The sequence below is a fragment of the Mesorhizobium sp. B2-3-14 genome (assembly GCF_006442175.1).
GTDB lineage: Bacteria > Pseudomonadota > Alphaproteobacteria > Rhizobiales > Rhizobiaceae > Mesorhizobium > Mesorhizobium australicum.
In genome coordinates this window covers 353167-375344 of the sequence record NZ_VFVP01000001.1, presented here as the reverse complement: position 1 = coordinate 375344, position 22178 = coordinate 353167, and the positions used below count along the sequence as shown (strand labels likewise).

Sequence of the window (22178 nt, the reverse complement as noted above, 5' to 3'; positions counted from 1 at the left end):
ATTGCATTAACCTTGTTTTGACGATTGCCGCTGCAAAGTCCGGCTTGGCTAGGTGGTTTGCCAAGGGCGAGGGTTCGGACAGATGCCAGCATCCCGATTGATTATTCTGAGCGTGGCGGTGGCCGCGGCGGGCGGTGCTGGCTATGTCGCAAAAAACATGGTCGCTCCGCCGCCTCAGATCGTCGTCGATTCTGGCCCCCAGGCCCCGGCGGTATCCCTGCAGGACGTGCTCGTGCTGTCGGGCGATGTCGCGATGGGCAACGCGCTCCAGAACAGCATCGCCTGGCAATCCTGGCCCGCTGACGGCATCAACGCGAATTTCATCACCAAGGCCACCGCTCCCGATGCCCTGGAGAAGCTGAAAGGGTCGATTGCCCGTGTGCCGATGTATGCGGGCGAGCCCGTGCGGCGCTCCAAGCTGATCGGCGAGGGGCAAAGCTTCATGTCGTCCATCCTGCCTTCCGGCATGCGGGCGGTCGCCACGACCATATCGGCCGACACCTCGGCCGGCGGCTTCATTCTTCCAAACGATTTCGTCGACGTCATCATGACCCGCAGGGCCGATGCCAACACCGGGGCCGGCTTCAGCACCGAGACCATCCTGAAGAATATCCGCGTCCTGGCAATCGATCAGACCATCCAGGAAGACGAGGAAGGCAAGAAGACCAGGGTAGGCCAGACCGCCACGCTGGAGCTGACACCCAAACAGGCGGAGATCATCACCGTTGCCCAGCAGATGGCGGATCGCCTGACGCTGGCGCTGCGGGCGATCACGGACACCCAGGAAAAGAATGTGGACGAGGCCGACTATCTCGTTTCCGGCAATGGTCGCAGGGGAACGGTGAGGCTGATCAAGTCGGGCGAAGTCTCCGAGGTAGGGGCAAGGAAATGAGGCTAAGCGCTAAACTGCCGGCAATCGTAGCCATGGCATTCGGCCTGCTGCTCGTCGGAGCGAATGTGCAGGGCGTCGAGGCGAAGAGCACGCAGGTGTCGGCCACGACAGCCACCCAGCGCGTCAAGCTTGGCCTCAACAAGTCGGTGGTCATAGACCTGCCGAGCGATGCCTATGACATTCTTGTCGCCAATCCCTCCGTTGCCGACGCCGTGACCCGTACCGCAAGGCGTATCTATCTCTTTGGCAAGTCGGTCGGCGAAACCAACATCTTCGTCTTTGGACCGAACGGCGAACAGATCGCCAGCCTGGACCTGGCCATCGAGCGCGACGTCGCCGGCCTGGAAGACTATATCAAGCGCTTCCTTCCGACCTCGGCCGTCAAAGTGGAACTGCTCAACGACAACGTGGTTCTGACCGGCACCGTGGATACCCCCTTGGATGCCAAGCGTGCCGAACAGCTGGCAAATATGTTTGTGTCCGGCGGTGAAGCGACGACGGGACAATATTCGCAGACCGCCGCTGGCGGCTCGGCCCAGAGCGGTGTCGACATCAACAATCCGGACCAGGAGCGCCGCGTCAGCCAGATCGTCAATCTGCTGCAGATCATCGGAGATGATCAGGTCACGCTGAAGGTGACGGTGGCCGAAGTCAGCCGTTCCGTGATGAAGCAGCTCGGCGTCAATATGGTCGGCAGCGGCGGCAGCAACGGCATCAGCTATGGAGCGATTAGCGACAATTTCACCGGACTCGGTAAGCAGCTGTCGAATTCGGGGTTCAATATAGGCGCCTCGGGGCTGCAAGCCTATGTCAATGCCATGGAGCAGTCCGGGGTCATGAAGACCTTGGCCGAGCCCACCTTGACTGCCGTATCCGGCGAGAAGGCAACCTTCAAGGTCGGCGGTGAATACAACATGGTGAGCGGCGTCACGGCGAACGTGTCGACCGACAACCAGACTGGCCTGAAGAACTATACCATCGACAAGATCGAATATGGCATCGGCCTGGAGTTCCAGCCGGTGGTGCTGTCTCCCGGTCGCATCAGCCTGAAAGTCAGAACGTCGGTTTCCGAGCCGACCACCGAAGGGTCCGTTTCGCTGTCCTCGGGTGTGACAAGTCCCGGCACGAATGTCCTGTCTCTGCGCAAGCGTCTTGCCGATACGACGGTGGAACTGCCCTCCGGCGGCTCCATGATGATCGCCGGCCTTGTTCGCGACGATGTCAGGCAAGCCGTCAACGGCTTGCCTGGACTGACAAAGATCCCGGTGCTCGGCGCGCTCTTCCGCAGCAGGGATTTCGTGCGCAACGAGACCGAGCTCGTCATCATCATCACGCCCTATCTGGTGAAGCCGGTGGCGCGCAATGAACTCGCCAAGCCGGACGACAATTTCAACCCTCCAAGCGACGGGGCAGGCATGTTCCTTGGGCGTGTCAATCGCGTCTACGGCACCATGCAGACCGACAGGCCCAACGGCCGCTATCATGGCGTTGTCGGCTTCATCTACAAGTGAACGGGAAAGCGGACATGTCTCAGTCAGTATTGAAGGCAAAGACCATGGCGATGCGCTCCGGCCGTTCTCGAACGGGCCTGCGGGTCCTTCCGATCCTCGCGGCAGCGTTGACGGCTCTCCTGGCCGGTTGCGCCCACCGCGACAGCATTACCGTCGGCGCCATCCCCGACGACTATCGCACCAATCATCCGATCGTCATCGCGGAGAAGAACCAGAAGATCGATCTTCCCGTCGGTGCCGGTGACCGTGGCATGACCGGCGCGCAGCGCGACACGCTCCTGGGGTTCCTCGACGGCTACGACAAGTCTGCCGCTCCGACATTGACGATCCAGATTCCAAGCGGATCCGCCAACGAAGTCGCCGCGACGGCGGCCGGCCGTGATTTCGCCCGGCTCGCGGCCGCCGCCGGTATCAAGCGCAACCGGATCGTCGTGGTCTCCTATCAGGCTGGATCGAGCGAGGCCTCAGCCCCGGTTCGCGTTTCCTATATCGCGGTGAGGGCACAGACCGACAAATGCGGGCGTTGGCCCGATGACCTGGTGGACACCTCGGAAAACAAGCACTACGCCGATTTCGGCTGCTCCTATCAGAACAATCTGGCCGCCCAGATGGCCAATCCGGCCGACCTTCTCGGGCCGCGCAAGTCTACCACCATTGATGCGGCAAATCGCAGCAAAGCCATCGGTGTCTACCAAGACAGGGGCATTTCGGATGAATTCCTCGGCAACTCGGAAGTGACTTACTAAGCCGCCTTCGGAAAGAAGCGACGCCAGGAACAGGCCACGGAAAGAGCATGACCATGAGCAGCCTTGCCTATGACGCCACCGTCGAGGGCGGCGATACCTCGCCGCAGGACGTCGCCGCGATGCAGGCGTTGCGGCCGGTTCCGCGCATTTCGATCCAGGCATTCTGCGAGACCGAGGGCGTAGCCAATCCGGTCCAGCGCGCCGGGGAGGACCGTCGCATGACCAAGGCGCATCTCAAGGTCCATATGGGCGGCGTCGCCACCGCAATCGAATTCTACCAGTCGGCGCCGACACCGAACCTGATCCTGCTGGAATCGCGCAGCGAACCCAAGCAATTGCTGGAGCAGCTCGCCCAGCTTTCGGAATACTGCGATCCATCCTCGAAAGTGGTGGTGATCGGTCACTACAATGATGTCGGCCTTTATCGCGAACTCATCCGTTCCGGCATCTCCGAATATGTCATCGCGCCGGTGTCGATGGCCGACGTTGTCAGCGTCGTGTCGTCGATCTTCGTCGATCCGGATGCCGAACCGCTCGGCCGCACGATCGCCTTCGTCGGCGCCAAGGGTGGCGTCGGCTCTTCCACGATCGCGCACAACGTCGCCTGGGCAATGTCCTCGCTGTTCAAATCCGAGGTCGTTGTCGCCGACCTCGATCTCGCCTTCGGCACCGCCAACATCAATTTCGACCAGGATCCGGCCCAGGGCATTGCCGAGGCGGTGTTCTCGCCCGAGCGCATAGACGAAGTCTATCTCGACCGGCTGTTGACCCAATGCGCCGAGCACCTGTCGCTGCTTGCGGCGCCCTCGACGCTGGAACGCGTCTACGACTTCGATCCCGATGCCTTCGCGCAACTTGTCGATACCGCGCAGCGCAGCGTGCCGCTGCTTGTGCTCGATGTTCCTCATGTCTGGACGGGATGGGCCAAGAACACGCTGGTCAAGGCTGACGAGATCGTCATCACGGCGACTCCGGAACTGGCCAATCTGCGCAACACCAAGAACCTGGTCGACATGTTGAAGCGGCTTCGTCCGAACGACCCGCCGCCGAAATTGATCATCAACCAGGCCGGCGTGCCCAAGCGGCCCGAGATCTCGGCATCCGATTTCGCCGAACCGCTCGGCCTGACACCAATGTCGGTCATCGGCTTTGATCCCCTGCTGTTCGGCAATGCCGCAAACAACGGGCGCATGCTGGGCGAGATGGATGCCAAGAATCCGGTTGTGGCCACGATCAACGAGATTGCCCATGTGCTGACGGGCCGCAGCGAAATCCGGGCGAAGAAGAAAGCTGGCCTGGGCAGTCTGCTCGGCAAGCTCTCGCGCAACAAGAAGTGACGCAATGGGGTCGGTAGTCGGTCATGTTCGGTAAAAGAGGCAACGACGACGGCAACCGGTTCACGCCGGAATTCCGCCAGCCGGCATCGGCACCGGCTACGATTGCGCCGGCCGCCGCGGGTCCGGCCGACACCGCGGTGCTTGCCCGGCCCGCGGCCACACCTCAGCCGAGCGCACCTGTCGCGCCGCCGGCCAGGCGCGCGGTCGAAGCGCCACCCATGGCGCCGGAACCGAGGAGGGGCCGCGAAAAGAGCGAAACCTACTATGACACCAAGAGCCAGGTGTTCTCGGCTCTCATCGATACGATCGACCTGTCGCAGCTCGCCAAGCTCGATCCCGAAAGCGCGCGCGAGGAAATCCGCGACATCGTCAACGACATCATCGCGATCAAGAACTTCGCGATGTCGATCGCCGAGCAGGAAGAACTGCTCGAGGACATCTGCAATGACGTGCTTGGCTATGGGCCGCTCGAGCCGTTGCTGGCGCGCGACGACATCGCCGACATCATGGTCAACGGGTCCAAGAACGTCTACATCGAAGTGAACGGCAAGGTCGAGCAGACCGGCATTCGGTTTCGCGATAACCAGCAGCTTCTCAACATCTGCCAGCGCATCGTCAGCCAGGTCGGCCGCCGCGTCGACGAATCCAGCCCGATCTGCGACGCTCGTCTTCCCGACGGGTCGCGCGTCAACGTCATTGCGCCGCCGCTGGCTATCGATGGCACCGCGCTCACCATCCGCAAATTCAAGAAGGACAAGCTGACGCTCGATCAGCTGGTCAAGTTCGGCGCCATCTCTCCGCAAGGGGCAGAAGTTCTCAAGATCATCGGCCGTGTCCGCTGCAACATCGTCATCTCGGGCGGCACCGGCTCCGGCAAGACGACATTGCTCAACTGCCTGACCAACTACATCGACCGCGACGAGCGCATCATCACCTGTGAGGACTCGGCCGAACTGCAGCTGCAGCAGCCGCATGTCGTGCGCCTGGAAACGCGTCCGCCCAATCTCGAGGGCGAGGGCGAGGTGACGATGCGCGACCTGGTCAAGAATTGCCTGCGCATGCGGCCTGAACGCATCATCGTCGGCGAAGTGCGCGGACCCGAGGTCTTCGACCTTCTTCAGGCGATGAACACGGGCCATGACGGCTCGATGGGCACGATCCACTCCAACAGCCCGCGCGAATGCCTGAACCGTATCGAATCCATGATCGCCATGGGTGGCTATTCGCTGCCGCAGAAAACCGTGCGCGAAATCGTCGTCGGCTCCATCGACGTCATCATCCAGGCGGCACGCCTGCGCGATGGATCGCGCCGCATCACCCATATCACCGAAGTGATCGGGATGGAGGGCGACGTCGTCATCACCCAGGATATCGTCCTCTACAACATCAAGGGCGAGGACGCCAACGGCAGGCTGCTGGGAGAACACGTCTCGACCGGCATCGGCCGCCCGCATTTCTGGGAACGCGCGCGCTACTACGGCGAAGAGCAGCGCCTCGCAATAGCGCTCGAGGCCATGGAGAAACGTGCTGACTGACGCACTCACAGGCGTGAAGGTTCTGGTCGATGTTTGGAATTGACGGCACCGTACTGGCGTTTGTCGTACTCGCCGGCTTCAGCGCCGGCGCGGTCGCCTATGTATTTCTGTTCAACCAGATCAGCAACGAGAAACAGGCCGGCAGGCGGCTGGAAACGATCAAGGCCGCCGAGACGGACCGTTCCGTCGTCAAGGCCACCCGCGACCGGGCGGCCGACGCCGCCAAGCGCCGCAAATCGGTGCAGGATTCACTGAAGGATCTCGACGAAAAGCAGAAATCCAAGGACATCGCCGTCAAGAAGCCGCCGCTGAAAGCGCAGCTTCGCCAGGCTGGGATGAAGGTGTCGATCGAACGTTTCTATATCTATTCGGCCATCTGCGGCCTCGCGCTGACGGTGGTCGCGTTCGTGGCCGGTGCGCCGATGATTGTCTTGCCCGGTGTGCTGCTCGCCGGAGCGCTTGGCCTGCCGCGTTGGTTCGTTTCTTTTCGTCGTAGCCGGCGCGTCAAGTCATTCCTCAACGAATTTCCAAACGCGCTCGACGTCATCGTGCGGGCGGTCAAGTCCGGCCTGCCGCTGAACGATGCCATACGCCTGATCGCCAACGAATCCCCTGAACCGGTCAAGACCGAGTTTCGTCGCATCGTCGATTCGCAGCAGATGGGCCTGTCGATCCCCGACGCCACCTTGCGCATGCCCGAAACCATGCCATGCACCGAGGCGAGCTTCTTCGGCATCGTCATCCAGATCCAGTCGCAAGCCGGTGGCAATCTCTCCGAAGCGCTAGGCAATCTTTCGCGCGTCTTGCGCGACCGCAAGAAGATGAAGGCCAAGGTCGCGGCCCTGTCGATGGAGGCGAAAGCATCCGCCGCCATCATCGGCGCCTTGCCTTTCATCGTTGCCTTTCTCGTCTATCTCTCCAGTCCCAACTACCTGATGCCGCTGTTCACGACCAGCGTCGGCCATCTGATCCTCGGTGTTTCCGGCATCTGGATGTCGATCGGCATCTTCGTGATGCGCAAGATGATGAATTTTGAAGTCTAGGGCCGTGGCATGACCGAACAAGTCATCAAATCACTGACGGATCCCAGCCTCCTGATTGCGATGCTGGTCGCTGTCGCCGTGTTCGCAACCGTTTTTACGCTGCTGCCGGCCCTTGGCGGAAACCAGCTCAAGGCGCGCATGAAGTCGGTCGCGCTGGAGCGTGACGAGCTTCGCGCCAAGCAGCGCGCGCGGCTTGCGAACGAGGCCGATCGCCGCCGCAAGGGCCTGCGCGAGCAGCAGTCGGTCGGTATGCGCAACATTGTCGACCGGCTCGATCTGCGCCGTGCGTTGGCCGACGAGTCCACCTTGCAAAAGCTGAAGGTCGCCGGCTTTCGCGGGCAAAATCCGCTAACGCGATTTCTGTTCTTCCGTCTGGTGCTTCCTTTTGTCGGTTTCGCGCTGGGTCTGTTCTATATTTTCGTGCTCGGAGGGTTGCCCGACAAGCCATTGGTGATCCGGCTTTTCGTCTGCATCCTCGTTGCCTATGGCGGCTTCTATGCGCCGGTCCTCTACGTCAACAACCGCGCGACCAAGCGCAAGCAGTCGATCCAGCTGGCGTGGCCGGATGCGCTCGACCTGATGCTGATCTGCGTGGAATCCGGCATGTCGGTGGAAGCCGGCCTGCGCAAGGTCGCCGACGAGATCGGCGCGCAATCGGTGGCCCTGGCGGAAGAATTCATCCTGACCAACGCCGAGCTCTCATACCTGCAGGAACGTAAGCAGGCTTACGAGAATCTTGCGAGCCGTACCGGCTTGGAATCGGTCAGGTCCGTGTCACAGGCGCTCGTCCAGGCCGAGCGCTACGGCACGCCAGTGGCGCTCGCACTGCGTGTGCTTGCCGCGGAAAGCCGCGACATGCGCATGAACGCGGCCGAGAAGAAGGCCGCCGCGCTGCCGCCCAAGCTCACCGTGCCGATGATCCTGTTCTTCCTGCCGGTGCTGTTCGCCATCATCCTGGGTCCTGCCGGCATCCAGGTCAGCCAGCGCGGCATCTTCGGCCAGTCGCAAAGCAACGGCACCCAGTAGGCGAATCCGCACAATCCAAAGCGAAAGAGCCGCGCGGAAAATGCCACGCGGCTCTTTCGTTTGGCGCGATCGGGCGCCGCGCGCGACGATCAGTTGGTGGCGGTTTTCGCCGTTTTCGCCTTGTCCTGATCCTTGAGCTGGCTCCAGGCGTTCTGCTGGGCCAGCATCTGCCGGAGATAGGCGACGTTGGCCTGTGCCTGTTCGGGGGAAAGTTCTTGCGAGGCGATCTTCTCGGCTTCGTCGAAGCGACCTTGCAGCCCGACAACGAGCGCCAGGTTCTGACGCACCCGGCTGTCGGCATTCGGCTGCTGGGCGGCAGAGCGCATATAGGTCTCGGCGGTGCGCAAATCCCCTTCCAGCACATAGGACATGCCGAGATTGGAAAGGATCGATGGCTCGTTCGGCTTGAGTTCAAGCGCCTTGCGGTAGAGTTGGCGCGCTTCGTTCTTCTGGCCGACCTGATCGAGGATGGCCGCCTCCGCCGACACCAGCCTCCAGTCGGGGTATTCCGGCGTTTGTGCGCGGCGCACGGCGTCGAGCGCTGCCTCGAGCTGGCCATTGGCGGCCAATGCCTTGCCATAGGCGGCGAGAACTTCGCGGTCCTTGGGGTAGGCGATCGCCAGCTTGCGCATCACGGCAAGCGACTGGTCGGCATCGCCGTCCATCTGCAGCGCCGCCGCGAAGTTGGTCGCTATCCGCTTGTCGTTGGGGTTCCTCGCGTAGGATTGGCCAAGTGCGGCCGTGGCGTTGTGCAATTCTCCCGCCGACATCGTTTCCAGCGGCTTGCCGCTGGTGCGTCCGATCGAGCCTGTGGTGAGTTTGTCGGTCGCGCAACCGGCAACGCCCGCCGCGAGCGCTAGCATGAATGCCGTGGTAATGAGCCGTTTTCCCCGGATGTCTATCGTGCGGTTGGTCGGCATCGGCACCTGGGCCTCCATTCATGCGTGGCCATTGCGTGACCATCTTCCCTCCAGCAGAAATATTCTGTTAACCCTAACGGAGGGTTAAGACGCGCCGACTCGCAAACTCGGCAGGAGAAACATCTGATGTCCGTTGAACTGGTCGAGAGCAAGCCGAAGAACCCGCTGCCAATCCATCTGGTCGCCAGGGATGGGCTGGAGGCAGCCGGTCTGTCGCCGTCTATTGTCGCATGGGCCAAGGCAAACGGCTTTTCCGGCGAGGCTGGCAGGACGCTGGTCCTGCCAGGCGAGAACGGAGCGCTTGGCGGCGCCATGTTCGGCCTCGGTGAGAGCGAGGGCGCGCTTGCCGTCGGTGCGCTGGCGAAAACCTTGCCGGAGGGCGATTGGCATTTTGCCTCCATGCCCGCGGAGCCGGAATTGGCGGCTCTTGCAATCGTGCTCGGCGGTTATGTCTTTGCCCGCTACGGCAAGAAACCGGGCAAGGCGCTGCGCTTCGAGCTGCCGGCCGGTGTCGATGCGCAGCGCGTTCGCCGCGTCGTCGATGGTGTTTTCCTGACGCGCGACCTGGTCAACACACCGACCAACGATATGGGACCGGACGATCTGGAGAAGGCGGTGCGGATCCTGGCTGGGGCTCACAAGGCCGAAGTCTCGGTCATCAAGGGCGACGACCTGCTCGCACAGAACTTCCCGATGATCCATGCCGTCGGCCGCGCTTCGTCCGATGCCCCGCGTCTGATCGACATGACCTGGGGGCGGCAGGGCGCGCCGAAGGTGACGCTGGTCGGCAAGGGCGTCTGCTTCGACACGGGCGGGCTCGACATCAAGCCGTCATCGGGCATGCTGTTGATGAAGAAGGACATGGGTGGCGCCGCCAATGTGCTGGGCCTGGCCTCGATGATCATGGCCGCCGGGCTCAATGTGCGGCTGCGCGTGCTGATCCCCGCGGTCGAGAATTCGATCGCCAGCAACGCTTTCCGCCCGGGCGACGTGCTGGCGAGCCGCAAGGGCATCACGGTCGAGATCGGCAACACGGACGCCGAAGGTAGGCTGGTGCTGGGGGACGCGCTGGCGCTGGCCGACGACGAGGAGCCGCAGCTTCTCATCGACATGGCGACGCTGACCGGCGCCGCCCGCGTCGCGCTTGGCCCCGACCTGCCGCCCTTCTACACCGATGACGAGGCGCTTGCCTCGGAGCTGGCGGCGGCGGCGCTGGCGGTCGAGGATCCGCTGTGGCGCATGCCGCTATGGCGGCCTTACGACGCGAAACTGTCGTCGAAGATAGCCGACATCAACAACGTCACATCAGATGGTTTCGCCGGTTCGATCACCGCGGCGCTGTTCCTCAAGCGCTTCGTCGAGAAGACGGCAAGCTGGGCGCATTTCGACATCTTCGCCTGGAACCCCGCCGATCGCCCGCATGGCCCGGCCGGCGGTGAGGCGCAGGGCATCCGGGCGCTGGAGCGGATCATCTCGACGCGCTATGGCTGATTGCCGCAAGCAGAGTCGGCGATTTCGAGAACTGAAACGGAACCGAAACAATTTGCCGTCATGCTGGCGCGATGTCGATTGCGATGCGCCCGAGCCAGGCCCTGCGACTGTGGCAGCAAGTGATGCTGTCGCAGGTGCGCGAGGACGCGCCTGATCTCACCATGCGCCAGACGGCGATCCTGTTCACCATCTACCTCGATCCGCCGCCGCACACCGTGCGCGGGCTCGCCGCCCGCCTCAACGTCACCAAGCCGGTTATCACGCGCGCGCTCGACACGATGGGCGCGCTGAAACTGGTGTCGCGCCATCGCGACGAGCTCGACAAGCGCAACGTCCTGATCAAGCGCACCGTCGAAGGCGCGCTCTTTGTCGAGCGCTTCGGAGATGGTATCATCGCCAAGGCCCACGAACTGCCGATGTAACCGATTTCCATTTGACCGGATTTGACGATTTGACTGCCAGGGACGCCCGCCTCCACGCCTTTCGCTCCGATCTTGCCGATGCGCGGCTGAAGGGCGAGGTGACGGCCGACCGTTTCGTCGCCGGCCGGCCTGCGCGGATTGCCGCCTCGGTGGCCGATCTGCGCAAGGGGCCGCGGCCCGACGCCGGCATCAACACGCAGTTCCTCTTCGGCGACGATGTCCTCGTCTTCGAGCAAACCGAAGGCTGGGCCTGGGTCCAGGGCGAACGCGATGGCTATGTCGGCTATGTCGCCGCTGCCATGCTGGGCGGGCGCGACCATGCGTCCACTCATATCGTTTCGGTGCCACGCACGTTTCTTTATCCCGGTCCGGACCTGCGCTTTCCGATTGCCGGGCAATTGTCCATGGGATCGACCGTAACCGTTACGGGTGCCGCTGAAACACGGGGTACGCACTATGCGTTGCTGCCCTCCGGTAAAGCCGTGATCGCTGGCCATTTGCAGCCGATCGGCGAAGTGGCCGGCGACTATGTGTCCGTGGCCGAGACATTTCTCGGCACGCCCTATCTATGGGGCGGTGTTTCCGGCTTCGGCATCGATTGCTCCGGCCTGGTGCAACTGGCCATGCGCATGGCCGGCAAGAATGTGCTGCGCGATTCCGACATGCAGGCCGCCTCGATCGGCGAGCCGCTCGGGCCGGGCCCTGATTTTTCGGGGCTGCGACGTGGTGACCTGGTGTTCTGGAAGGGGCATGTCGCCATCATGACCGACGCCGAAACCATGATCCACGCCAACGGCCACACCATGCTTGTGTCGCGCGAAGGGCTGAAGGAAGCCATCGCCCGCATCGGCTATCTCTATGGCGGGCCTACAGGGTTCCGGCGCCCGTAAGGCTTTTTCGATCCCCTTTTGTTCCGAATCTGCTTGGCGATTGCCTGTCGCCGCGCTACCTCTGGCGCGTGACAGTTGAGCCCCGCCTCGCCGACCAGAATGCCGCAGTCGTCCTGCCCGAGCCATTCCTGAAATGGTTCGGCGAGAAAGGCTGGTCGCCACGCGCGCATCAGATAGAGCTCCTGGCGAAGGCCCAGGCCGGGCAATCGGTGCTGCTGATCGCGCCGACCGGCGCCGGCAAGACGCTGGCCGGCTTCCTGCCGTCGCTGACCGAACTGGCCGTCAGGCCGAAGCGAAAACCAGGCCAGGCGCGGCGCGGCATCCACACGCTGTACATCTCGCCGTTGAAGGCACTGGCCGTCGACATCGAGCGCAATCTCGGCAAGCCGGTCGCGGAGATCGGTCTGCCCGTCACCATCGAAACGCGCACCGGCGACACCCCCGCCCACAAGCGCCAGCGCCAGAAGCTTGCGCCGCCCGACATTCTGCTCACCACGCCGGAGCAACTGGCGCTGTTGATCGCGGCAGGCGACGCGAGACGCTTCTTCGAGGATCTGCGCTATGTCGTGCTCGACGAATTGCATTCGCTGGTGACGTCGAAACGCGGCCATCTTTTGGCGCTCGGCCTCGCGCGGTTGCGCAGCTTTGTCCCTGGCCTGCAGACGATCGGCCTGTCGGCGACGGTGGCCGAGCCGGACGAGTTGCGGCGCTGGCTTGTCAGCCAGAACCCACCGGGTGACATGGCGGAATTGATCACTGTGACGGGTGGTGCCAAGCCCGAAATCTCGATCCTCGATTCCGAGGAGCGCGTGCCGTGGGCAGGGCACTCGGCGCGCTACGCCACGCCGGAAATCTACCGCGAGATCAAGCGCCACAAGACGACCTTGCTGTTCGTCAACACACGCAGCCAGGCGGAGCTGCTGTTCCAGGAGTTGTGGCGCGTCAACGAGGACACGTTGCCGATCGCCTTGCATCATGGTTCGCTCGACGTCGCCCAGCGCCGGCGCGTCGAGAAGGCAATGGGCGAGAACGCGCTGCGCGCCATCGTCGCCACATCGACGCTCGATCTCGGCATCGACTGGGGCGATGTCGATCTGGTCGTGCATGTCGGTGCTCCGAAGGGCGCCAGCCGGTTGGCACAGCGCATCGGCCGTGCCAACCACCGCATGAATGAGCCGTCCAAGGCGATTTTGATCCCCGCCAACCGTTTCGAGGTGCTGGAGTGCCGGGCCGCACTCGACGCCAATTATCTCGGCGCGCAGGATACGCCGCCACTGGTCAATGGCGGGCTCGACGTGCTGGCCCAGCATGTGCTCGGCTGCGCCTGCGGCGCACCGTTCCGCGCCGATGACCTATACGAGGAGGTACGAACGGCGGCACCCTATGCCGGCCTCGATCGGCCGACCTTCGACCGTGTCATCGATTTCGTAGCCACCGGTGGCTATGCACTGAAGAACTATGAGCGCTATGCCCGCATCCGCCTCAACAAGGACGGGCTGTGGCGCGTCTCCAATCCGCGCGTCGCCCAGCAATACAGGCTCAATGTCGGCACCATCATCGAGGTGCCCGCGCTCAACGTGCGTTACGTCAAGGCCGGCAGCAAAGGGGCGGCGTCGCAGGGTGGCCGCGTGCTCGGCAAGATCGAGGAGGCGTTTCTCGAGACCTTGACGCATGGCGATACTTTCATGTTCGCCGGCAAGGTGCTGCGTTTCGAGGGCATCCGCGAGAATGAGTGCTTCGTGTCGAACGCGCCCGGCAGCGACGCCAAGGTACCCTATTATGGCGGCGGCAAATTCCCGCTCTCGACCTACCTCGCAGAGCAGGTCCGCATCATGCTGGACGATCCGCAGCGCTGGAAGAAGCTGCCGGAGCAGGTGGCCGACTGGCTGCGGTTCCAGTCGGACAAATCCATGCTGCCCAAGCGCGACGATTTGCTGATCGAGACCTTTCCGCGTGGCAATCGCCATTATCTGGTCGCCTATCCCTTTGAGGGCAGGCTGGCGCACCAGACGCTTGGCATGTTGCTCACCCGTCGCCTCGACAGGGCGGGCGTCAGGCCGCTCGGCTTTGTCGCCACTGATTATGCCTTGGCCATATGGTCGCTGGGCGACATGGGCGCGATGTTCAAAGCCAGGAAACCTTCACTGAGCGCGCTGTTCGACCAGGACATGCTGGGCGACGATCTCGAAGCCTGGCTGGCCGACAGCTGGCTTCTCAAGCGCACTTTCCGCAATTGCGCGCTGATCTCGGGCCTGATCGAAAAACGCCACCCCGGCCAGGAGAAGAGCGGCCGGCAGGTCACCGTGTCGACCGACCTGATCTACGACGTGCTGCGCAGCCATGAGCCGGACCACATCCTCCTTCAGGCGACGCGTGCCGATGCGGCGACCGGCCTGCTCGATGTCAGCAGACTTGCGGACATGCTCTCGCGCATCCAGGGTCGAATCATGCATAAGGCGCTCGAACAGATATCGCCGCTTGCCGTGCCGATCATGCTCGAGATCGGCAAGATGCCAGTGAACGGCGAGGCCGATGAAACGCTGCTGATGGATGCGGCGACACTGGTCGAAGAGGCCATGGGGCCCGGGATGGCTGAGGAATGAGTTTTTCGCTGGCGCGCGCATCGCTGATCGCCGAGGCCGATCTCGTCGGCATCGCGGGCGAGCGCGCGGTCTGCGATCCGCGCGGCGTGCTGTATTTCCCCGAGCTCAAGCTGCTGACGGTTTCGGACCTGCATCTGGAGAAAGGGTCGTCCCTGGCAAGGCGCGGCACGCTCATCCCGCCCTACGATACTGGCGCGACCCTGCTCAGGCTGCAGGCGGTCATATCGGACTACCAGCCGTCGATCGTCATCAGCCTGGGGGACTCCTTCCACGACGGCGGCGGCGCCGCGCGCATGCATTCGAGCTTTCGCGAACGGCTGGAAGCGCAGATGGCAGGCCGTGACTGGTTCTGGGTCGCCGGCAATCACGACCCCGAAGCGCCGGCGGATCTGCCTGGCGAGACCGTGCGGGAACTGGCCATAGGCTCGCTGCTGTTCCGGCATGAGCCATCGAAGGTGAGGGTAGAGGGGGAAATATCGGGCCACCTCCATCCCTGCGCCCGTATCGTGCAACAAGGCCGCTCGGTGCGCAGGCGCTGCTTTGCCGGCGATGGCGGCCGCATGATCATGCCGGCCTTCGGCGCCTATACCGGTTCGCTCAACGTGCTCGACCGCGCCTATGCCGGGCTGTTTCGCCTGGAGTCGCTGATGGCTTACATGCTCGGCACCGAGCGCATCTTCGCCATCTCGCACTCGATGCTGCGGCCAGGCTGAGATCTATCGCCCATAGTAGAGCATGACCGTGTGCTTCGCTTCCGCGAAGAACAGCCAGCGTTCGACCAGCATGCCGGCGAACTGGGCGATCGCGGCCAGCGCCGATAGCGCCGCCGCGAGCGGCCACGGCAAGGCGAAGGCGGCAAGCAGCAACAGGATCGGCAAACCGAAAGCCAGCGCCTGCGTGATCCGGCGCAGCTTGGCGCTGTGCTTGCGCGCGATGCGAAAACCCATTTCCTTGAGCAGGTAGTTCTCCTCGGTATGCGGCCATTCCAAGGATTGCACCATGCCGCCGGAGAGCCCGGTCGCGGTGTTGGCGGTCGTCGGGATTTCCAGCCGGTCGTTGTAGCGCCACGTCGCCAGCTTCCAGCCCCAGCCGAGCAAAATGAGCAGCGCGGAAGCCGCCAGAAGCATTTTCGAGCCGAGAGAAAATGCTTGCAGCACAGCGTTCAGAAGCACGCTGCCGCTCATCGCCGAGTAGATGAGATAGCCGGGCAAGGTGTAGGGGCTGTGCCAGTGGGCGATGGGTTTCAGCGAGGCATAGATCATGCCTGTCATGCAGACCGTGGCTATGGCGCCAACGGCGGCCAGGACGCCGGCGGCCGCCACCCAGCCATCGAGGCGGCTAAGGAAGACCCAGCCTACGCCGAACACGCCTGCGGGAATGAAGGTGGCGACCGAGGCAACGCCTTCGCGCGACAGCCATGAGCTGCGCCATTGCGAGAACGCCCGCCAGGCCCGTTCGGGCCTGCCGAGATGACCGGTCGATGACAACAGGCCGGCGGCGATCAGGCCGAGCGCCAGCCCCATGCCGACGAAGCCCGGCCAGAAATCGGGCGCGACGAAGCCGGCCGGGCCGAGCACGCCCAGCAGCGCGAGCAGGCCATAGCCGGCACCCGTGGCGGTGGTGAAGAAGACGACCGAAAAAGCCGGATGCATGGATGGTCAGCTCGAAAGCATGCGGTCGACCCAGCCAAGGAAACCGCCCTCGGCCCGTAGCGGCTCCAGCGCGGGAGCGATCACCGATGCGGCGCGTTGCGTGTGAGGGCGCGGGGGCAGGTATTTGTTGGTCGGGCGATAGCCGAGTTCGGGCATCAGGTCGACACCGCCGCGCTCCGCCACCAGTTGCGAAACGGGGGATTGGGGATCGCCGAGGTCGCCGAAATGCCGGGCGCTGGTGGGGCAGGCGGCGACGCAGGCCGGCACGCGGTCCCCCTCGGCCAGGTTGTCGTTATAGATGCGGTCGACGCAGAGCGTGCATTTCTTCATCACCCCGACATCGCCATCGAATTCGCGCGCGCCGTAAGGGCAGGCCCAGCTGCACAATTTGCAGCCGATGCACTTGTCCTCGTCGATCAGCACGATGCCGTCCGACGCGCGCTTGTAGGAGGCGCCGGTCGGGCAGACGGTGACGCAGGCCGGCGTCTCGCAATGCAGGCAGGAACGCGGGAAGTTGACCGTGCGCCCCCCCATCTCGGTGATGTGCTCGTAACTGTGCACGCGGTTGAACCAGACCCCGTCGACATGGCCGCCATAGGGGTCGATGTCGGTCAGCGGCGCCATGTGGCCGCCGGTGTTCCATTCCTTGCAAGCGGTGACGCAGGCCTGGCAGCCGACACAGGTGTCGAGGTCGATGACGAGGCCAAGCTTCTTGCCGCCTGGACTTGGAAGACAGGTCATTCGGTTGCCTCTCTTGCCTGCCGAAACCCGGCGCCGAAAGTGAGCTTGTCGGGCGAGGGTTCGAAATGCGGCGGCTGTTGAAAACGCTCGAATTGCGGCTCGGTGAAGCCGGCCTCCTCCGCCGCGCATTTGACGATGCGCACGCGCAGATCGAACCACGCCGCCTGGCCCGTGACCGGATCGGAATTCGAATAACGCTTGCCCTGCGCGTCGGCCAAGGTCTGGTCTCCAATGATGTGGTTGAGCAAGAAGCCGCGATTGCTTTCGGCGGCATCGTCCTTGAGCCCCCAACTGCCGCGTCGCTTGCCGATCGCGTTCCAGGTCCACACCGTGCTTTCGTTGACCCCTTCGACCAGCTTGATCTGCCCCTTGACCCTGCCGTTGATGCTCTCGATCCACACCCAGTCGTCGTCGCCAAGGCCGAGCCCAGCGGCGGTTTGCTGATGCACGAACAGCCGGTTCTGGCTGGTGATCTGCCGCAACCACGCATTTTGCGAACCCCAGGAATGGTACATGTGCATGGGCCGCTGCGTCAGCGCGTGCAGCGGGTATTCTTCCTGGTCGACGGACGCTTCCTCGAACGGCATGTACCAGAACGGCAGCGGGTCCATGTAGGTCTCGACGCGCTTGCGTTCGCTTTCGGGCGGCACCACCCGGCCATGACCACGCGCGGCCAGCCGAAAACGCTGCATCGGTTCGGAATAGAGCTGGAAGACGATCGGCTCGGCCTTGGGGATGAAGCCCAGTTGCACCGCGAAGTCGAGATAGGAGCGGTTGGCCATCTTGTAGTAGCGCTGGTCCTCGGTGAAATCGTGGTGCCAGAACCCGTCATTGTCGATGTAGCGTTGCAACTGGTTGGGATTGACGTCGCCCTTGCCGATCGAGTTTTCGTCCTTGCCGCGCCAGCCTGCGAGCGGGCCGATGCCGGGCGTGCGTTCATGATTGACGATGTAGTCGGCATAGTCGCGGTACTTCGGCGAGCCTTCGTCATCGACGAAGCCGGGCAGGCCAAGCCGCGCGCCGAGGTCGATCAGCACCGACTGGAAGGGCCTGACGTCGCGGTCGGGCTCGACGACCGGATGGCGAATGGCGTCGCCCGGCCCGTCGGCATGGCTGATCGGCCGGTCGAGCAGGCTGATGCAGTCATGACGCTCGAGATAGGTGGTGTCGGGCAGGACCAGGTCCGCGAAAGGCACGGTCTCGGAATAGTAGGCATCGGAATAGATGATGAAGGGGATCTTGTAATTGCCCGCTTCATCATGGTCGGTGAGCATGGCCATGGTCTCGACGGTGTTCATCGAGGAATTCCAGGCCATGTTCGACATGTACATCATCAGCGTGTCGATCGGGTAGGGATCACCGGCCCAGGCGTTGCGGATGACTGTGTGCATCAGCCCATGCGCCGCAAGCGGCGATTCCCAGGAATAGGCCTTGTCGATGCGCAGCGGCGTACCCGCTTCATCGACCAGCAGATCGTCGGGTCCACAGACGAAACCGAGCGGCATGCCGTCGAGCGGCGTCATCGGCCTGACATCCTTGCCGCAGGGCTTCGGGCCGGGCGGCGCCGACCTGGGATAGGGCGGCTTGAAGCGGAAGCCGCCCGGCACGTCCACCGTGCCCAGCAGAACCTGCAGCAGGTGGATGGCGCGACAGGTGTGAAAGCCGTTGGAATGGGCCGAGATGCCGCGCATGGCATGCATCGAAACCGGCCGTCCCTTTATCGTCTGATGCCGGCGCCCGGCCCAATCGGTCCATGCCACCGGCAGTTCGATCGCCTGCTCGAAGGCGACATGGGCCAGTTCGGCGGCGATCCGGCGGATCGTTCCGGCCGAGATGCCGTAACGCTCCGCGACCGCATCGGGCGAATAGCTGACGTCCATGTAGCGGTCTGCGATCAGCCGGAACACGGGAAGGCACCTGCGCCCGTCGACCGTGACGCTGCCGGTCAGTGCCGGTTTGGTGTCGGCATCGGTGGCGTTCACCGGGCGCTTCGCCACTCTGTCCCATGCCAGCGGATTGCCGTCGCTGTCGCGCATGAACAGCCCGTCATCGGCCGCGCCCGGCTCCTGGATAACCAGGACATGCGCGTTGGTGTAGCGGAGCAGATAATCGAGATCGACGCGGCCGGCTTTCAAGAGTTCGTGGATCAGCGCGAACACGAACAGGCCGTCGGTGCCGGGCCGGATGCCGATCCAGTCGTCGGCGATCGCATTGTAGCCGGTCCGGCACGGATTGATCGATACCACCTTGGCGCCGCGCGCCTTGAGCTTGCCCAGTCCGATCTTGATCGGATTGGAATCATGGTCCTCGGCAACGCCGAACAGCATGAAGTATCTCGTGTTGTCCCAATCGGGCTCGCCGAACTCCCAGAACGAGCCGCCGATCGTGTAGAGCCCGCCCGCCGCCATGTTCACCGAACAGAAGCCGCCATGAGCGGCGAAGTTCGGCGTGCCGAACTGGCTCGCCCACCACCCTGTAAGAGATTGTGATTGGTCACGGCCTGTGAAGAAAGCGAGCTTTTTAGGATCGGTCCGGCGGATATTCGAGAGCCGCTCGGTAGCGATCGAGAAGGCCTCCTCCCACTCGATCTCGCGGAACTCACCCGAGCCGCGCGGCCCGGTGCGCAGCAATGGCTTCTTCAGCCTGGCCGGGCTGTAGTGCTGCATGATGCCGGAGCTGCCCTTGCCGCAGATCACGCCGCGATTGACCGGATGATCCTTGTTGCCGTTGATGTAGCGGACCTTGCCGTCCTTGATGTGCACGTCGATGCCGCAGCGGCAGGCGCACATGTAGCAGGTCGTCTTGGCGATGCTGTCGGAAACATCAGGCGAGGTGTCGACACCGTCGCCTTCATCGGGCGCCCGCGTGTCGGCAAGCGGGCGTTGCGAGGGGGCTGAATTGGCGCCGCGCGGCGGTCCTTGCATCATGATCCCGTGGTGCTCGCGCGGCCAGCGGATTTGGCCCGCGTCTTCGGCCCGGGGCCGCGCATATAATGTTCTTCGGGATGGTAGCGATCACCGGCCAGCCGTCGCCTTATACCGCGGCTCCAATGCGCAAGCAGGGATCTGAACCGCCCGATCATTTTGCTCTTTGCGACCTGCAGGCTAATTTTTTCTAACTTCCGACGAAAAAGTAGAATAAAGCTATCGATCCGTCTAATCAGTTGTTCTTGTAAATTCGATCGATATTGGTTCTTAATACAGGCATGACACTGGATCAGTTGCGCATTTTCGTCGCCGTCGCAGAGCGCGGCCACATGACCAAGGCGGCGGAGCTCCTGGGCATTTCCCAGTCGGCCGCGTCGGCGGCCATTCGCGCTCTGGAAGAGCAGCATGGTGTCCATCTGTTCAACCGCGTCGGCCGCAACATCGAGCTGGCTCAGACCGGCCATCGGTTCCTGCCGGAGGCCAAGGCCGTGCTGGAGCGGGCCGCCGCCGCGCGCAATGTCCTGGAACATGTTTCGCATACGGTCGCCGGCAGCCTCTCCATCGCCGCCAGCCTGACCATCGCCAGCTACTGGCTGCCGCGCCGGCTGGCCACTTTCCACGAGGCCTACCCGGCGGTCAGGCTTAGCGTCACTATCGGCAACACAAGGCAGGTCGAGGCCAGCGTGCTGGATGGAACCGCCGATCTCGGCCTGGTCGAAGGGCGCACCGAGTCCGACTTATTGCGCCGCGTCAAGGTCGATACCGACCGGTTGATGCTGGTCGTTGCCGGCTCCCATCCAGAGATCGCCGAAACCGCGCCGGGCCGCCCCGACATCACCGGCCTGCGCTGGATAATCCGCGAGGGCGGCTCCGGCACGCGTGAGGTGCTGGAGGATCTGGCGCGCCGCGAGGGCATTTCGCTTGCCGACCTCAGGATATTCCTGGTGTTGCCCAGCAACGAGGCGGTTCGCCAAGCTGTCGAGGCGGGTGCCGGCGCGACCATCATTTCGGAGCTGGTCGTCGGGCGCGCGGTCGCCGAGGGGAGCCTGAGAGCCGTGCCGATCGAATTGCCGAAGCGCGACTTCGCCATGATTACCCATCGCGACCGTCAGGCAAGCCTGGCCCAGATGGCGCTGAAGGCGCATCTGGCCGCGGAGGCGAACGGGACTACGTAGGGGTAGGTTCAGCCGAACTTCCGCTGCGCATCGAGCGCCAGGCCGAGTCCGACCGATCCGAACATATCGCCTTCTATGACGGAAGCCCGCGGCACCAGCGACAGGATTTCCCGCCTTGCCAGCGGGATCGCCGTCGATCCGCCGGTCAGGAACACCGCGGTGATGTCGGAGGGCTTGACCCCGGCGTCGCGGATGGTCTGCGCCACCGTTTCGGTAACCCGCTCAATGTCCCGAGCGATCGTGGCCTCCAGCCCGTCGCGCGTGATCCCGGCGGCGAACGCCGCGCCCGGCAGCTTCACCGCCACCTCCGCCGATGACATGTCGGTCAGCTCTATCTTGGCTTTCTCGACCAGCGCCGCCAGCGCGTGCCCGTAGCGGTGCTCGACGACATGGATGAAGCGGTCGACCAGGTCGGCGCGCGCGGCCTCGTAGCGGATCTGGCGCAGATGCGTCATCGCCTTGGCGGTGTAGACCAGATTGATGCGCTGCCATGTGGCGAGATCGATGAAGTAGCTGGCCGGCAGATTGCGCTTGCCGTCCTTGGTCGCGGAGAGGTAGCCGAGCTGTGGCATGACATGGGCGATGCTCAGCAGCCGGTCGAAATCAGTGCCGCCGATATGGATGCCGCGGCTGGCCAGGATGTCGTCCTTGCGATCGGTCGATCGCGCGCGCTCCGGCGAGACCCGCACGATGGAGAAGTCAGACGTGCCGCCGCCCATGTCGATGATCAGCGCCAGTTCCTCGCGTGTCACCTTCTGCTCGTAATCGAGCGCCGCCGCGATCGGCTCGAACTGGAAAGCGATATGCTTGAAGCCTTGGGCACGGGCAGCCTTCTCGAGTTCGCCTTGCGCCTCCGCGTCGGCTTGCGCGTCGTCATCGACGAACTGCACCGGGCGGCCGAGCACCACGCTCTCCACCACGCCGCCGGCGTCCTCTTCCAGCCGCGTCCTCAGATGACCGATGAACAGGCCGATAATGTCGATGAAGCCGATCTGGCGTGCCTTGATCCGCGTCTTCTCGTGGGCGAGCGAACTGCCGAGCACGCTCTTCAACGAGCGCATCAGGCGGCCTTCGATGCTGTCGGTATAGTCGCCGATCGCGCGGCGGCCGAAATAAGTATGGCCGTCCTCGAAATTGAAGAACACGGCACTTGGCAAAGTGGGCTGCCCGCCCTCCAGCGGGACCAGCCGCGCCTTGCCGTTCCGGATGACGCCCACCGTGGAATTGGACGTGCCGAAGTCAATGCCGCCGAATGCCTGATGCATCG

18 protein-coding genes are annotated in these 22178 nt (G+C 63.5%); 13 read left to right on the top strand and 5 right to left on the bottom strand.

Annotated features, from left to right (window positions below):
- The first annotated feature begins 82 nt into the window (after positions 1–82).
- Genes cpaB through FJ950_RS01630 form a run of 7 tightly spaced genes read left to right on the top strand, consistent with a single transcriptional unit; the run spans position 83 to position 8090 of the window.
- Positions 83–892 carry a Flp pilus assembly protein CpaB gene (gene cpaB, locus FJ950_RS01660; RefSeq protein WP_140614762.1) on the top strand — a complete coding sequence of 270 codons (810 nt, stop codon included), beginning with the start codon at positions 83–85 and terminating at the stop codon, positions 890–892.
- Positions 889–2403, top strand: coding sequence for a type II and III secretion system protein family protein (locus tag FJ950_RS01655; protein ID WP_140614761.1), 1515 nt, complete (start codon positions 889–891; stop codon positions 2401–2403). The genes cpaB and FJ950_RS01655 overlap by 4 nt, the downstream gene beginning before the upstream one ends.
- 14 nt (positions 2404–2417) lie before the next feature.
- Positions 2418–3149, top strand: a complete 732-nt coding sequence (locus FJ950_RS01650) for a CpaD family pilus assembly protein (protein ID WP_140614760.1) — start codon at positions 2418–2420, stop codon at positions 3147–3149.
- A 47-nt stretch (positions 3150–3196) separates the two neighbouring features.
- Positions 3197–4486: a CpaE family protein gene (locus FJ950_RS01645; RefSeq protein ID WP_140614759.1), complete on the top strand. Its 1290-nt coding sequence runs from the start codon at positions 3197–3199 to the stop codon at positions 4484–4486.
- A 23-nt stretch (positions 4487–4509) separates the two neighbouring features.
- Positions 4510–6021 (top strand): CpaF family protein, encoded by a 1512-nt coding sequence (locus FJ950_RS01640; protein WP_140614758.1) that lies wholly within the window; start codon positions 4510–4512, stop codon positions 6019–6021.
- Between the two features lie 29 nt (positions 6022–6050).
- Entirely contained in the window at positions 6051–7064 is a 1014-nt protein-coding gene (locus tag FJ950_RS01635) for a type II secretion system F family protein (protein ID WP_015319328.1), read from the top strand.
- A gap of 9 nt (positions 7065–7073) precedes the next feature.
- Entirely contained in the window at positions 7074–8090 is a 1017-nt protein-coding gene (locus FJ950_RS01630) for a type II secretion system F family protein (protein WP_015319327.1), read from the top strand.
- 89 nt (positions 8091–8179) lie between these two features.
- Here FJ950_RS01630 and FJ950_RS01625 read toward each other — a convergent pair whose 3' ends face one another.
- Positions 8180–9010 carry a tetratricopeptide repeat protein gene (locus FJ950_RS01625; RefSeq protein ID WP_140615415.1) on the bottom strand — a complete coding sequence of 277 codons (831 nt, stop codon included), beginning with the start codon at positions 9008–9010 and terminating at the stop codon, positions 8180–8182.
- A 126-nt stretch (positions 9011–9136) separates the two neighbouring features.
- On the opposite strand from FJ950_RS01625, the gene FJ950_RS01620 reads away from it, so the two are divergent.
- The 5 genes from FJ950_RS01620 (at position 9137) to pdeM (ending at position 15129) form a co-directional block, all read left to right on the top strand.
- Complete coding sequence (locus FJ950_RS01620) at positions 9137–10501, top strand: leucyl aminopeptidase family protein (protein ID WP_140614757.1); 1365 nt, start codon at positions 9137–9139, stop codon at positions 10499–10501.
- A gap of 71 nt (positions 10502–10572) precedes the next feature.
- Entirely contained in the window at positions 10573–10923 is a 351-nt protein-coding gene (locus FJ950_RS01615; RefSeq protein ID WP_023773016.1) for a MarR family winged helix-turn-helix transcriptional regulator, read from the top strand.
- Between the two features lie 29 nt (positions 10924–10952).
- Positions 10953–11813: an NlpC/P60 family protein gene (locus FJ950_RS01610; protein WP_140614756.1), complete on the top strand. Its 861-nt coding sequence runs from the start codon at positions 10953–10955 to the stop codon at positions 11811–11813.
- Between the two features lie 68 nt (positions 11814–11881).
- Positions 11882–14416, top strand: coding sequence for a ligase-associated DNA damage response DEXH box helicase (locus FJ950_RS01605; RefSeq protein WP_140614755.1), 2535 nt, complete (start codon positions 11882–11884; stop codon positions 14414–14416).
- Positions 14413–15129, top strand: a complete 717-nt coding sequence (pdeM, locus tag FJ950_RS01600; protein WP_015319321.1) for a ligase-associated DNA damage response endonuclease PdeM — start codon at positions 14413–14415, stop codon at positions 15127–15129. The genes FJ950_RS01605 and pdeM overlap by 4 nt, the downstream gene beginning before the upstream one ends.
- 3 nt (positions 15130–15132) lie before the next feature.
- On the opposite strand, the gene FJ950_RS01595 is transcribed toward pdeM, so the two are convergent.
- From FJ950_RS01595 to FJ950_RS01585, 3 genes are read right to left on the bottom strand one after another with little or no spacing between them, the layout of a single operon-like run.
- The gene (locus tag FJ950_RS01595) at positions 15133–16068 is read right to left on the bottom strand and encodes a DmsC/YnfH family molybdoenzyme membrane anchor subunit (RefSeq protein ID WP_140614754.1); all 936 of its coding nucleotides are present in this window, start codon (positions 16066–16068) and stop codon (positions 15133–15135) included.
- A 6-nt stretch (positions 16069–16074) separates the two neighbouring features.
- Positions 16075–16809 carry a 4Fe-4S dicluster domain-containing protein gene (locus tag FJ950_RS01590; protein ID WP_140614753.1) on the bottom strand — a complete coding sequence of 245 codons (735 nt, stop codon included), beginning with the start codon at positions 16807–16809 and terminating at the stop codon, positions 16075–16077.
- A complete protein-coding gene (locus FJ950_RS01585; RefSeq protein ID WP_181171018.1) occupies positions 16806–19736 on the bottom strand; it encodes a molybdopterin oxidoreductase family protein in 2931 nt (976 codons plus the stop codon). Before FJ950_RS01585 ends, FJ950_RS01590 begins: the two co-directional genes overlap by 4 nt.
- A gap of 278 nt (positions 19737–20014) precedes the next feature.
- Between FJ950_RS01585 and FJ950_RS01580 the strand changes: the two genes are divergently transcribed.
- Complete coding sequence (locus FJ950_RS01580; protein WP_140614752.1) at positions 20015–20911, top strand: LysR family transcriptional regulator; 897 nt, start codon at positions 20015–20017, stop codon at positions 20909–20911.
- Between the two features lie 8 nt (positions 20912–20919).
- On the opposite strand, the gene FJ950_RS01575 is transcribed toward FJ950_RS01580, so the two are convergent.
- Positions 20920–22176 carry an Hsp70 family protein gene (locus tag FJ950_RS01575; protein ID WP_140614751.1) on the bottom strand — a complete coding sequence of 419 codons (1257 nt, stop codon included), beginning with the start codon at positions 22174–22176 and terminating at the stop codon, positions 20920–20922.
- Between the last annotated feature and the right edge of the window lie 2 nt (positions 22177–22178).

Excerpts from the sequence above, each read along its gene's own strand:
- cpaB (WP_140614762.1), top strand. The coding sequence starts at position 83 with ATGCCAGCATCCCGATTGATTATTCTGAGCGTGGCGGTGGCCGCGGCG.
- FJ950_RS01655 (WP_140614761.1), top strand. The coding sequence starts at position 889 with ATGAGGCTAAGCGCTAAACTGCCGGCAATCGTAGCCATGGCATTCGGC.
- FJ950_RS01650 (WP_140614760.1), top strand. The coding sequence starts at position 2,418 with ATGTCTCAGTCAGTATTGAAGGCAAAGACCATGGCGATGCGCTCCGGC.
- FJ950_RS01645 (WP_140614759.1), top strand. The coding sequence starts at position 3,197 with ATGACCATGAGCAGCCTTGCCTATGACGCCACCGTCGAGGGCGGCGAT.
- FJ950_RS01640 (WP_140614758.1), top strand. The coding sequence starts at position 4,510 with ATGTTCGGTAAAAGAGGCAACGACGACGGCAACCGGTTCACGCCGGAA.
- FJ950_RS01635 (WP_015319328.1), top strand. The coding sequence starts at position 6,051 with ATGTTTGGAATTGACGGCACCGTACTGGCGTTTGTCGTACTCGCCGGC.
- FJ950_RS01630 (WP_015319327.1), top strand. The coding sequence starts at position 7,074 with ATGACCGAACAAGTCATCAAATCACTGACGGATCCCAGCCTCCTGATT.
- FJ950_RS01625 (WP_140615415.1), bottom strand. The coding sequence starts at position 9,010 with ATGCCGACCAACCGCACGATAGACATCCGGGGAAAACGGCTCATTACC.
- FJ950_RS01620 (WP_140614757.1), top strand. The coding sequence starts at position 9,137 with ATGTCCGTTGAACTGGTCGAGAGCAAGCCGAAGAACCCGCTGCCAATC.
- FJ950_RS01615 (WP_023773016.1), top strand. The coding sequence starts at position 10,573 with ATGTCGATTGCGATGCGCCCGAGCCAGGCCCTGCGACTGTGGCAGCAA.
- pdeM (WP_015319321.1), top strand. The coding sequence starts at position 14,413 with ATGAGTTTTTCGCTGGCGCGCGCATCGCTGATCGCCGAGGCCGATCTC.
- FJ950_RS01595 (WP_140614754.1), bottom strand. The coding sequence starts at position 16,068 with ATGCATCCGGCTTTTTCGGTCGTCTTCTTCACCACCGCCACGGGTGCC.
- FJ950_RS01590 (WP_140614753.1), bottom strand. The coding sequence starts at position 16,809 with ATGACCTGTCTTCCAAGTCCAGGCGGCAAGAAGCTTGGCCTCGTCATC.
- FJ950_RS01585 (WP_181171018.1), bottom strand. The coding sequence starts at position 19,736 with ATGATGCAAGGACCGCCGCGCGGCGCCAATTCAGCCCCCTCGCAACGC.
- FJ950_RS01580 (WP_140614752.1), top strand. The coding sequence starts at position 20,015 with ATGACACTGGATCAGTTGCGCATTTTCGTCGCCGTCGCAGAGCGCGGC.
- FJ950_RS01575 (WP_140614751.1), bottom strand. The coding sequence starts at position 22,176 with ATGCATCAGGCATTCGGCGGCATTGACTTCGGCACGTCCAATTCCACG.